Here is a 12,804-nt window from a genome sequence, read left to right on the forward strand (position 1 = left end):
ATTACCTCTGGCAGCTGAGTGCGAAGATGGAAGTGTTCGAACCGCCGAAGGTGCCGGTCGAACCGATGCTGTGCCAGCCTGGGGGAAGATCCAGCACCACAGTCCCTGTGACTGTCGAACCGGGCACGCCGGCGCCTATCCAGTACGCGTTGCCGTTCAAGGTGATCGTCAAGAAACCACCGAGGCCACCACCCGCGCCAGGGGGGATGAATGTCGAACCCGTGATGTATGTCGTCACCCACGCGCCGTTGATGTTGGGCACTTCATGGCTGATGCCCGCGACGCTCCCTCCTTCCGAACGCGCCGTCGGTACGGTCACGGCTCGTCCACGGATGTTCACCGACTCAATGACATCGGCTTGATGAATACGCAGGGTGCCATTGACGATGCTCATCCCGGTCGAGTAGACGTTGCCGGTCTGCGCCTCGATCTGAAAGTAGCCTCGATCTCTTTGATTGCCCATGAGCAGACCGTCGCCAGACAGGAACATGCCTGCCTGCCCAACGGGGGGCCAGCTGTAGCTCGTGAAGCCGCCGGAGCGCAATCGATCAACCTGGAGATCGCCAGTCCTTGCCGAGACGGCGCTCAGGGAGTCGACACTGATCTTTTCAGCCGTCACTGCCCCCGCCTCCAAGGCGCGCCCCTTGATGGTTCCGTCGACGTACATGTTGCCGTCGATACCCACCGAGGCGGTGCCGTTGACGGTGCCCACCACGAACGGAAACTTCGTCGCGCCATTCGGTCCCGCTGCAGCAATGGCGAACTTGTCCACCTGCACCACCATGTTCGAGGTCGTGCCATCGTTGTCCAGGATCAACCCCGAGACCTTGCCATTCGCATCGACGTTCAACCGCCAGCTGCCCTTCACCTTCCCATCGAGCGCCGCCAACGCCGTTGCCGTGTTCGTGATCGCCACCGTGTTCGCGCCCGCCGAGGTCGACAACTGGCCGATCTGCGTGGCCTGGGCCGTGATCGCGCCGTTGATCGAGCTGACGGAAGTCGAGAGCACCGAGGTCGCGGCCGCGCCTGTAACGATGCCGCTTTCGGCCGTGGAAAGCCGCGTGCTCACGCTGGTGATGGCTGCGGCGTTGGCATCGTCCGCCGTGATGCGGGCGGTACGTTCGTCGTAGACCAGTCCGCTGGCCAGGCCCCCCAACGACAGCGGTTGCCAGGCGCCCAGCATCGCGCCCGAAGCCTGTGCAAATTGCAGCCGCAGCGAAGGCCCCTCGACATTGGCGAGGCTGCTCGCGACCTCCTCCGCCCCGGTCAGTACCGCAGAAAGCGCCTGCCTTTGCGACACTTCCGCCGCGTCGGCCCGTGCACGCGCATCAGCTTCGCTGGTCAGCGCCGCCATGCCGGCCGTCTGGTTGTTGCTCACGGTCGTCGAAAGCGCGCTGATCGAGCCGGCCTGCGCGGTATCGGCCGCGACGCGAGCGGTCTGTTCGCTGAGCAGGCCGGCATTGGCCGTCGACAGTCCGGTCGACATCGAGGCCGCCAGCGCCTGCCGAGCCACGACCTCTGCGTTGTCCGCGGCCACGCGCGCCTGCCGCTCGCTATAGATCAACCCGCCGGCGACCGCGTTGAGATCGCCGCCCGCATAGGCGCCGCGGATCTGCGTGGCCAGCGTCTCGCGTGCCGCGACCTCCGCACTGTCGGCATTGCTGCGCGCGAGTTGCTCGGCGGTGAGGCCGGCGGTCACGGTCGACAGGCCGGTCGATATGGAGGTCGACAGGACCTGGCGCGCGACCACCTCCGCCTGGTCGTCGGCGATACGAGCTTGCCGCTCCTCGTAGATCAAACCCGATGCGAGCGTCGCGCCCGTCGGCGCCTGCCACAGGCCGTAGCTGTTTTCGGCGAAGTTCGCCTCCATCGACGCACCGATCACCGTCGCCAGCGTGCCCGAGATATCGGGCATGCCGGTCAGCGCCGCGGACAGCCCCTGCCGTTGGGTGATCTCGGCCGCATCGGCGCGCACGCGCGCATTGACCTCGGTCTGCAGCGCCGCGGTGGTGCTGGTCAGGGTGGTCGACAACGATGTCGACAACGCCGAGATCGCGTTGGCATTCGCGCTGTCGCCGTCCGAGCGCGCGGACTGCTCCGCGAGGATCGCCGCGTCGGTCTGCGTCTTGTTGTTGACGACGGTGGTCGACAGGGCCTGGCGCGCCGTCACTTCGGCCGTGTCGGCGCTGATGCGAGCCTGGCGTTCGCTGAAGACCAGGCCCGCGCTCAGCGCATTCACATCGGTGCCCGCATAGCTGCCGCGCATCTGCGTGGCCAATGCCTCACGCGCACTCACCTCGGCGGTGTCGGCATTCGCCCGCGCGGTCTGCTCGGCCGTGAGGTTGGCGGACACGGTCGACAGGCTGGTGGACAGCGAAGCGCCCAGTGCCTGCCGTGCCGAGACCTCGGCCGCATCCGCGTTGGCACGAACCGTCTGCTCGGTGAGCATGGCGGCATCCGCGGCCGTCTTGTTGCCGGTCACGGTGGCGGCGAGCTGCTGCCGTGCCGTCACCTCGGCGGCATCGGCCGACACGCGTGCATCGCGCTCGGCCGCCAGCAGGCCCGAGCTCAGCGCACCGACGTCGTTGCCGGCGTAATTGCCACGCAGTTGCGCCGCCAGGGTCTCGCGCGCCGTGACCTGCGCCGCGTCGGCGCTCGCACGCGCGGTGGCCTCGGCCTGCAGCGCCGCATTGGACGCGCCCGGCGATGGCCTGCCGATCGCCACCCAGTCGATCTCGAAGTAGTCGGTGGCCGACTGCGCGACCGAGAGATCGATGCGGATCTGGTCCACCGTCACGTCCCAACCGGGGCTCACGTTGACCATGCCGATGCCGGCGGCATCGTAGGTCGGCTCGGTCAGCGTCGCGGCGCGGCCTCCGGTGAAGCCGGTGTCGGCGGCCGCGCGCCAGAAGATCTGGCCGGCCCAGACGGGCGCGCCGACCTTGCGGATCCGGATGCGCACCTGGCTGAAGGTCGCGCCCGGGCTCGCGAGGCCCGTGGGCGAGATCACCCAGGGGTCGCTCGCATTCGCCGGCCGCAACCAGCCCGCCGTGGCGACCGGCACGCCATTTCCACCCCAGGCTTCCACGCCCGTATCGAAGTACCAGATCTTCGCGTAGTCGAACTGCTCGCCCACGCCCGCCGAGATCAGCGTGATCTGCTGCGCCAGCGCCTCGTCCTGGCTGGCGCGCGCAGTGCGCTCCTGGAACAGCAGGCCGCTCGAAACCTGCGACAGATCGGTGCCCCCGTAGCCGCCGGTCAGTTGCGCCTGCAAGGTCTCGCGCGCCGTCACTTCGGCCGCATCGGCTGTCAGGCGCGCCTGGCGCTCCTCGGCCAGCAAGCCGCCCACGCTGGCGATGGTGGCGGGCTGCCAGACGCGATAGCTCGAAGCGGCGAAGTCGAGCAGGAGCGACGGGCCTTCCACGTAGTCGAGACTCGCGCTCACATCCTGGAGGCCGGTCAGCGCAACCGACAGCGACTCGCGGCTGCGCGCCTCCGCCTCATCGGCGGTGCTGCGCGCGGCAGCCTCGCTGGCGAGCGAGGCTGCCAGCGTCGCATCCGCGTTCTGCAACTGGGTGGCGAGCTGTTGACGCGCGCCGGCCTCGGCGGCATCGCCACTGATGCGCGCGCTCTGTTCGGTCTGCAACGCCGCGGCCGTGGTCGCCAGCGAGGCCGTCAGGGTCGTGAACTGCGACGACAGCGCGCTGTCGGCCTGCTGGCGTACGGTGGCTTCGTTCGAGATCGCGGTACCGCGAGCGGCCGCCTCGGCGACCAGTGCCGCGGCGCGTGCGTTCTGCTCCGCAGTGATCGCATTCGCGCGCAATGTGGCCTCGGCCTGCACGGCCGTGGTTCGATCCGTGACCTCTCGCGCCACGGCGGCGATGCGCGCCTGCACCTCGGCGGTGTCCGCCGCCGCACGCGCCGCAGCCTCGTCCGCGATGGCATCGGTCAGGCCGGCGATCTGTTGCGTGCGCGTCTGGGCCTCGGCTTGCAGCGCCGTGAAGCGGTTCTGCGCCTCGGCCTGTACGGCCTGAACGCGCGCCTGCCCTTCGGCCACCAGCGCCGCCGCGCGGTTCTGCGCTTCCTGAGCGATGGCCGCGGCATTGGCACCGTCGGCCTGCTTCAGCTGGTCGACGGTCTCTTGCAGCCCTTCCTGCAGCTCCTCGAGCGCCTCATCGATGCCCGGCAGTGTCGTCAACTCCTTGAAGCCGGGCGCGCTGCGATTGCCCGCCAGGTCGATCGCGCACACCCAGTACAGATAAGTGCCCGGCACCGTCTGCGTGTACTTGTAGCCGAGGGCGTCCACCGTGCTCAGCACGCGCGCTTCCGCATAGACGGAGCCGACGCGTACCTCGTAGCCCCGCAAGGGCTGCGTGGTCCCGCTCGCGGGCCACTGCAACTCGACCTGGTCGCGGAAGGCCTGCCCGCTCAGCACGGGCTGCGTGGGCGGCAAGATCTCGATGGCGGTCGACACCGGCGTGGACCACCGGCCCGTCGTGTCGCCGTGCGATGCCCACAGCTTGACCACGCCCGCCTGCAGCCAGCCGAGGTTCGCCTGCACGGCCTTGCCCGACCAGACCTCCGCGGCGGTGGCCCAGTCCGTGCCGATGCGCAGCTCGGTCAGGTTCCAATCGAGCAGGTCGAGGCCCGCCGGCTCGGCCCAGCGCGCATGGACACCGTCGTTCTCCACGCCGAGCTGCAGCCCGCTGACGCTGCCAGGCGGCTGCGTCTTGCCGGTCACTACGTGCTCGACCATCACCCAGCTGCTGACCGCATAGGGCGTCGCGAAACGCACCCGCACCTGGTAGACCCCACCCACGGACAGTCCGAGCAGGAAGGTCTCGACGGCGTCGCCCGGCAGGTCGATGCTCTGCCATCCCTCGCCGGTCTGCATCAGCCGCCATTGCACCCGGATCGCACCCGTGCGGGCCGCCGCATCGTCGGCCCAGGGCGCCCAGCTCACGCGCGCCCGCACGACCGTCGAGCCGCCCTGCTGCACCATGAGTTCAGGTCCACTCTTCACCGCGAGGTCCATCGGGTTCTGCGGCGCGATGAAGGGGCTCGGGAGGTTGGTGTTGGGCGCGGGATCCGCCATCACCTCGTCGACCAGGTCGTAGAAGGTCGGCACGTCCTCGATCACCAGCAGGGTCAGCGGCGCGTTGCGCTGGTAGCTCCAGTCCTGCACGCGGAAAGTCTTGTTCACGAAGCCATACAGCACGCTCGACAGCACGATCCGGTCGCCGGGCTGCAGGTGCCAGGCCAGCATCTTGGGATGGATGCGCAGCACCAGGCCGCCGCGGCTCTGCTCGACGGCCACGCGCGCCAACTGGTGGCAGCGCACGTGCGAGCCAGTGAAGGCCAGCGCCATGTCGCCGAACCTGTCCTTCTCGTCCTGCGCGCGCAGCGTGGCGTTCTGGTAGGGCCTGAAGTCCTCGCTCACGCCGTTGCGCGCCGCGTTCACGTAGGTTCCGCGCATGCCGTTGAGGCGATCGGAGCCGAGGTTGGCGGTCTGGACCACGGTGGTCGGCGACAGCATGTCGACGTCCGTCAGGTTGAGCACAGGCGATGCCCAGGCGCCCGCCTGGATCCGCCAGACGCCACCGGTCTCGAGCGAAAAACCGGCCATCGACTCCTCGAGCTGCTGGCGCGTGGTCTCGCGATCCTGGTCGGAGCGGAAAACCCCGTCGCAGACATAGCGCAGCTTCGAGTTGCCGTGGTTCTCGGCATCGACGTTCGTGTAGACCTCGTCGTCGCAGGCGTTGGCCGCGCCGATCAGCGCCGCCTCGTCGATCTGGTCGGCGGCCGCGAGATAGCCGGCTTCCGAACGGATGAAGTCGGCCAGGCACAGCGCCGGATTGCGCGAGTAGCGGGTCTGACCGCTACGCGGGTCGTAGACCTTCTTGCCGCGGATGCGCGCGGTGATCTCGGGAAGGCCGCCCTGAAAGCGCTCGAACAGCATGTTCAGCGTCACGACCGCGTAGGTGTAGCCGCTGAGGCGGTGCGCATCGGTCCAAAGATCGAGATCGGGGAAGGTGGCCTTGAGACTGTCCCTCATGAAGACGTCCGCGGTGTCGACCCCGCCCGGCGAGGTGTGGAACTGGACGTTGACGGCTGGGCCCTCCGACGGCAGCCCCTTGAACGGCGGCGGCAGCTGGAACTCGGCGCCATCAGTCCACCCCGTCGCATTCGGGCGGCCGACCGAGGTGCCCTCGATGAAGATCTCGTCGATTGCCTCGCACTCGTGCGCGGCAAAGACGATCACCACGTGCTTGAACTGTGCCTGCCCACCGCTGTCGAGCACGGCCACGACCGAGCCACCCACCGGCGCCGGCGCGCCATAGATCGTGGTCCACGGCGATTCCGAGCTCACGATGGTCGTCGTGCGATCGCGCAGGTTGGCGGCATCCTCTGCCGCCTTGCGTGCGGCCGCCTGGCGGGCCTGCTTGCGGGCCTGGGAAGCCTTGGACAGGCCCGAGACCACGCTGACGGCCATCAACGCCCAGGAGGCCAGTGTCCCGGCGCTCGCGCCAGCGATTGCCGCGCCGATGGCGGAGATGGCGCCGGTGACGGGATCGGCCGACGCACTGCCGCACGCCAACAGCAACGCCGAGAACGCAAGAAGACGTGTCATCAAACCGCGCATGCGGACCTCCATGCAGCCACCGCTGCCGTCAAGGGAAGAAAGTTCATTCGATCCGTGCCGAGCGCCGCGACGTGGGTCCCGGTGCAGATGCCGAAGCAATGGCCAGAGACGCGGCCGATACGGCCGCCACTGCGGGCGAGCACCACGTCGCCGCGTTGGGCGCACAGGCCGGGCTTCGACGGCCCGAGCAAGGCATTGGCCGCTGCCTCGAAGCCGCCGGCCGCCCGCACGTGGCGCAGCGCGGTCAGCAGCCGCCGCGGCTCCAGGACGCCGCCCTCGGCGCGCAACGGGGCCAGCGGGTCGGTGCCCCGCACCTCCCGCACCCAGTCCGCCGCGAACGTGGCGCAGTCGTTGTCGAAATAGCCGAAGCGCAGCGCGCGCCGGGCCTCGATGAAGGCGTCGAGGTCGGCGTTCATTTGGAGCCCACTCCCAGCAGCTGGCGGTACTGGAGATTGGCCTGCAGCCACTTGCCCACCCACACGGCCGGATTGCCGATGATGCTGGTGAGGTAGCTGAAGCCCATCTCGCCGGGATGTCGTGCCTGGTGCTGCGCATGGTTCATGCGCAGCGCGGCCGGATTGCTGCGCACGTCGTAGCTTGCCGTGCGGCAATCCATGCCGATCGAGGCGGTCGTCCCGTCGCGCTCGATCTTCATCTGGTCCATCACGCCCACGAAGCGCAGCACCGGCTGGCCGGTGATCTGCAGGGTGGCCGCATCGACCAGCGCGATCCAGATGCGCACGCGCCGGTCCTGGTAGTCGGCCGGATCGCCGAGCGCGAGCGCGCGCGTGCCCACGTCGATCGGCGAGAGCGTCAGCGTGAGCTTCTCGGCCGCGCCGTCCTCGCTCTCGTGCATCTCGCCGATCGACCCCAGGTTGCCCAGGCCCAGCCACGACTGCCCCATCGTCTGCACGTTGACCGGCCAGGTGGTGTAGCGCACCGTGCCCGAGCGCAGCTGCAGTTCCGCCAGCGCCATCACGCCGTAGGCGCCGGCGCGGCTGGCCGCGTCGAATCCCGAATTGGTGTTCACCGTCATTCCCAGGACTCCATCAGGTCGAAGCTGAAGCCGCCCTGCGCGCGCGACTCCGAACTCCAGTTGCTCTTCGTGTCGGTCCGGCGCATCAGGCAGGTCGGCCGGTCCCAGACGACCGCGCTGCCCGCCGCCACGGCGACGCGCAACACCGGTTCGATCTGCACCACGATCAGGCCCGCGGCATCGGCGATCGCGTCGGCCTGCACGTGCAGCAGCTGGCGCTGGACCGACCCCTGGTTGACGCCGATCCAGTCGCCCTGCAGCAGCGTCTTGCCGGCCTGCGCGACCCCCATCTGGATCGACAGCGACGAGGCGCCGGCCAGCGCCGCCACCGCGGTCCAGGTGCCGCGCGCCGTGCCGCGCGGCACCGGCTGCAGCAGATCGCAGATCGCGAGCACGTTGACCTGGCCGCGCAATGCATGGGCGAGCGCGCGCCATTGCGCGGCTTCGCCCATCGTGGGAATGCGCTCCTCGCTCACGAGCGCGCAGGTGCGCCGCGGCGGTGCCAGCACGGCCACCTGCGTGGAACCGGTGTCGCCGCTGCTGAAGCTCAGGTCGAATGTCTGCAGGCCGAAGTCCTGGCGCTTGACCGGCAGGTTCGGCGGAAGTGTGACGATGCTCATTGGGGCACCACCCGCATGCGCTTGAGTTGTTCCATCTGACCCTCGTTGTTGGCTTGGAGCACGCGATCGAGGTCGGCCATGACGGCGCCCCTGTCGGATCGCGAATCGATGTAGAAGACATTCGAGGGCGCGAAGTGCAGCGCCTGCGCGGCCGCACCGCCTCCCTGCAGGCTCACGCCCAGTCGCCCGTCGGTGCCACGGCGCAGGGGCATGATGGCCTCGGCCCCCGCCTCGCCCATCAGGCCGATGCCCTTGGCGAACGGGAAGAACGTGGGGCGGTCGACGATGCTGCTCGAGTAGGCGTGCAGCGCGGGCGATGCGAAGACATTGCCCTTCGCGCTTCCTACGCCGAAGAATCCGAGCACGGTGCTGAAGAGACTTCCCAACCAGTTGCCACCACCGCCACCGCCTCCTCCTCCGCTCGCGCCCCCGTTGAACAGCCCCGTGATCGAGTTCGACAGCCACCCGGTGAACTTCTCCACCGCAGGCTTGAGCGTCGCGTCGTAGAGCGCATCGGCCAGTGCGCCGGAGACCTTCTTCTTGAGGGACTCGGCCATCTTGTCGAGCGCGCCTTCCTGGCCCTGCATCAACCCCGTGATGCCGTCCTTGAACGTGCCGTTGAGATCGTCCGAGAGCTTCTTGGAGCGGCCTTCCTGCTCCTTCTTCTTGTCCTCGGCCGACTTGATGCCTTCGGATTCGCGCGTGACCTGCAGCAGGTTCTTCTCCGCATCGATGCGTTGCCGCAGCTCATCGATGTAGCCGGGGATCACTCTGTCGGTGGCTTCGAGATCCACGAGCTGGCGCTCCAGCTGCGCAATCTTGACTTCCTTGATGGCCGAAGCCGACAAACCATGGACGGCGTTCTGCTCCACCATCGCGGAGGTCTGCTCCCGAATCGCATCCGTGGCCTGACGCATCGTCCGGAGCTGCGAGAGCTGCGCCGCCGAGTCGATCTCCCCGAAGGCTCGGTTGGCCTCCGTCTCGACGAAGCCGCGCTGCTCGAGCGTCTCCGTCAATTGCGACTCAACCCTGCGACCCTCGCTTTCATCGCCCTTGCGAGATTTGATCGCTTCGAGCTGATTCCGCAGCGACGTCTCGCGATTGCCGATGTCCTCGATCTGCAGATCGCGCTTGCGGCGCACCACGTCGTAGTCACCGATCAGCTCCCGCTTGCGCAGGCTGTCGACTTCCTTGATGCCATCCGCAATCACACGGGCCTTTTTCCTGTACGACTCGCGCTCGGCTTCCAGCTCCTTTTCCAGCAGCTCGTTCCGCGGACGCGTCACGCCCGAGGCGCCACCGGTCGTCTTGCTCTCCTTGCTGTCCTTGTCCTGCCTGTCCTTGATGGCTGCCTGGTTCTTGCGAGCCTCCTCGCTCGCGCGCTGGGCGGCGTTGTTGCCGAGCTTGACGGTCTCCGCGAGCGCACTCTCTTGGGTAGCCAACTCGTCGCGGGTCCGCTGCAGATCGGCATTCGACGCGGGGCGTCCGAACGCCGCACCTGCGCCGTTCACTCCGAAGCCCTTGTTCGCGATGAGCTGGTCGATGTTGGCGATCTTCTTGCGCACGGCTTCCAGCTTCTGCTCCGGGGACTCCTCGCGCCCGATATTGAGGAGGGCATCCCACCCCCTCCTGGCCGTGTTGGTGATGGCCAGCCACGCACGCTCCATCGTGCCCAGGTTGCCGACGACCTGCTGGGTACGCTGCTTCATCGCATTGGCAAAGGAAGACTGCGCCAAGGCGGCCGCCTCCTCGGTCTTGCCCTGCTTCTCGAGCGCGGCAATCCGGTCGTAGGTGCTGACGTTCAGGTAGTGGTAGGTCTGGTTGAGCTGGGCCGACGCCTTGCTCGGCTCTTCCGCGAGCTTGACGAAATTGCCGACCGCTTCGTTGATCGAGACACCCAGCACCCTGTTCATCGCAGAGGTGGCGTTCGCAACGTCCTCGATCGCCTGGCTGCCGATCTTTCCGGTTCCCGCCACGGCGGCGATCGCTTCGGCCGCCTGGAATTGCGTGCCGTCAGCGCCGGCGATTCTGACCGCCATGTCCTTGGACTGCCCCACCGTCAGGCCGGAGTAGTTGCCCGTCATCGTCAGCGCCGTCGAATAGGCTTTCGCCTCCTTGCTGCCCTCCGCGTATGCGGTGCTCAGCAGCTGTACGGCAGTGGTCGCGAGATTGAAGCGCGTGGCCATCTGGCCGACGCCGCTCGTCAGCGCGGAAGCCGCGGCCCCGACGCCACCGGATTCATCGACGAGCGTTCGCCCGCCCTGCATGAGGTTCGATATCAGCGCCGGGGCGCTGTCCGTGCTCGACGAAATGGTGGAGAAGAAGGACTTCGTCGCCTTGAGCTCCTCGGCCGCTTTCTTCAGGACGCCGGACTTTTCTTCCGCGGCGCGTTTCAGGCTGTCGGACTTCATCAGTTCCTGTTGCCTGTTGTTCAGCATCTCGATCTGGCCTGTCACTTCCTTCTGGAGCGCAGTGACCTCTCGCGTCGCCTGCGCCAGACCTGACGACAGCGTGGAGGTATCCAGCGTCATTCGAATGGAGAAGTTCTGTGCCGTTGCCATGACTTCATGGTCCTTCCAAAGAGAGAAATAAATGAGGCCGACATCTGTCGGCCCCTCGTGCCGGCAACGGCGTGGTTCAGGCGTTCAGCACGCCGATCCCCTCGTCCTCCATCACCTGCAGCTGCAGGAAAACCTCGCGCTGCCGCGCACGCGGAATGCCGAGGCGCCGCATCGCCACGTCGACCGCACCGAAGTCGAGCCCCTGGTGCCACGTGCCAGCGGGCCCCGCGACCACGCGCCACTGCGTGCGGCAGGCGTGGAACACCTCGAAGGCCTCCTGGTGTTCCGGCCAGAGCTCGAAGATGCGGATCTCCTCGCTGCCGGCCGCCGGCGAGACCAGCCGGACCGGATCGAGTCCGAGCGACGCACACTGGGTGCGCAACTCGTCGTCGAGTTCGTCGTGAACACGTGTGTCGGCGCCGAGCACGTAGCGCGCGGCGCCCCTCAGTTTTTTACGGCGGCCGGGTACGCGTGCTCGAAGTAGCTGTAGGTGATGGCTGCCTCGAAGCCCGGCCATTCCTCCACCGCCGCGGCACGGTTCTCGGGCGTGCAGATGAAGGGCAGGCCGTCGTCACCGGCCAGGCCCTTCCAGTCGGCCAGCACCATGTCGAGCAGCTCCCGGTCGTTGAGGCTGCGGTCGTCCAGGCGACGCTGCAGGGTGTCGTTCTCGGTCTTCGTCAATCGCTTGAAGACCGCGTCGAAGCGCACCTCCTCGACCTGGCCGTCGCCCGGCACGCGCATCAGGACCGGTGCGGCGAAGGTGGGCTTGATCGCGAGCTTGAGTTTCTGGGGCATCTGGTGTGTTCCTTTCGTCTTCCGATGAACCCGTCGCTCAGCGCACGACGATCGACCACTCGTCGTTGCCCGCGCCGCTGGGCACGAACTCGAGCGGCACGGTGATCATCTGGACGCCATCGACATCGCTGTAGGTGGGCTTGCCGATCTGGGCGCGCGGCGACTTGATCTCCACCACGTTGGTCGCGCCCTGGCCATGCTTGAGCGCCAGCGCGACGCGCGCGCCGCTGCGGGCCATGCCGATCCAGTCCTTCACGGCCACCGCGGTGTTCTCGAAGGTGACGGAGCCGGTCGACACGCGCGCGGTGATGTCGACGGCATCGATGGTCATCAGGTCCCGCTTGACGACGGTGTTGCCCGCGTCGAAGGCGAAGGCGCTGGCCGCGACGCCCAGGCCATCGAGGCTCAGCGTGGTGTTGGCCTTGTTCACGCCCAGCGGGTCCATGAACTTGCTGTAGTCGGCGGTCGGCAGCGGTGCATCGGCGGCCGGCACGAACAGGCCCGTGAATTCGAACTGCCACTTCGGGATGCCCTTGGCATCGACGGCGGCCTTCACGTTGCCGTGGGCGTCGGTCATCTTGTAGACGGTGCCGTCGACGTTGCCGTAGATGGTCAGCGACTCCAGCACGTCGGTGGTGGGCGCGAAGGTGGTGCTGACGCCGGCCGCGGTGGTGACGCTGATCGCGCAGCCGCGCATCAGCGGGGCATAGGCCGGCACGTCGCCTGCCGCGGCCACGCCCGCCATCTCGACCGAGAAGGCGATCTTGCTGTACTGGGTCACGAGCACCGAGCCGCGCGAACCGAAGTACGGACGCACGTTGTCGCGCTGGATCACGTCGCCTTCGATGGGCGTGAGCGTGACTTCGCTCACCAGGATCGCATTGGCGGCACCGGTGGGTGCGGCGTCGGTGCCGCGCACGGTTTCGGCCTTGGCCAGGATGGCCATCTTGCGCATGAGTTTGGGCATATTTGCGTTTCTCCGTTGGTTGAAAAAGCGGGTGAAAGGGATGGAATCGAAAGAGCCGAAAAACACGCACCGATTGCGCGATGCGCCTGGCACGACCGCCCGGTTCGCACGGGCGCGTCGATGCCGTCCTTGCCGATGCGTGCATGCGGCGCAGATGGAGAGCGGCGGGACCGAACGGGCAC

Annotated in this window: 8 protein-coding genes; all 8 read right to left on the minus strand. The window is 67.8% G+C overall.

Features of this window, described 5'->3' with window-relative positions:
• Position 1 precedes the first annotated feature (1 nt).
• Positions 2-6,643, minus strand: coding sequence for a hypothetical protein (locus tag AC1HIL_RS03535; RefSeq protein WP_479671163.1), 6,642 nt, complete (start codon positions 6,641-6,643; stop codon positions 2-4).
• The gene (locus AC1HIL_RS03540) at positions 6,631-7,059 is read right to left on the minus strand and encodes a DUF6950 family protein (RefSeq protein ID WP_296735009.1); all 429 of its coding nucleotides are present in this window, start codon (positions 7,057-7,059) and stop codon (positions 6,631-6,633) included. Before AC1HIL_RS03540 ends, AC1HIL_RS03535 begins: the two co-directional genes overlap by 13 nt.
• The gene (locus tag AC1HIL_RS03545) at positions 7,056-7,679 is read right to left on the minus strand and encodes a hypothetical protein (protein WP_296735012.1); all 624 of its coding nucleotides are present in this window, start codon (positions 7,677-7,679) and stop codon (positions 7,056-7,058) included. Before AC1HIL_RS03545 ends, AC1HIL_RS03540 begins: the two co-directional genes overlap by 4 nt.
• Complete coding sequence (locus AC1HIL_RS03550) at positions 7,676-8,299, minus strand: hypothetical protein (RefSeq protein ID WP_479671164.1); 624 nt, start codon at positions 8,297-8,299, stop codon at positions 7,676-7,678. Before AC1HIL_RS03550 ends, AC1HIL_RS03545 begins: the two co-directional genes overlap by 4 nt.
• On the minus strand, positions 8,296-10,860 hold the full coding sequence (locus AC1HIL_RS03555) for a phage tail length tape measure family protein (RefSeq protein WP_479671165.1): 2,565 nt from the start codon (positions 10,858-10,860) through the stop codon (positions 8,296-8,298). Before AC1HIL_RS03555 ends, AC1HIL_RS03550 begins: the two co-directional genes overlap by 4 nt.
• A 76-nt stretch (positions 10,861-10,936) precedes the next feature.
• Entirely contained in the window at positions 10,937-11,287 is a 351-nt protein-coding gene (locus tag AC1HIL_RS03560; RefSeq protein WP_479671166.1) for a DUF1799 domain-containing protein, read from the minus strand.
• Between the two features lie 17 nt (positions 11,288-11,304).
• The gene (locus AC1HIL_RS03565) at positions 11,305-11,655 is read right to left on the minus strand and encodes a hypothetical protein (protein ID WP_093343522.1); all 351 of its coding nucleotides are present in this window, start codon (positions 11,653-11,655) and stop codon (positions 11,305-11,307) included.
• 37 nt (positions 11,656-11,692) lie between these two features.
• Positions 11,693-12,622: a phage tail tube protein gene (locus AC1HIL_RS03570; RefSeq protein WP_479671167.1), complete on the minus strand. Its 930-nt coding sequence runs from the start codon at positions 12,620-12,622 to the stop codon at positions 11,693-11,695.
• Positions 12,623-12,804: the final 182 nt, after the last annotated feature.

The organism is Variovorax sp. ISS6, from assembly GCF_056523145.1.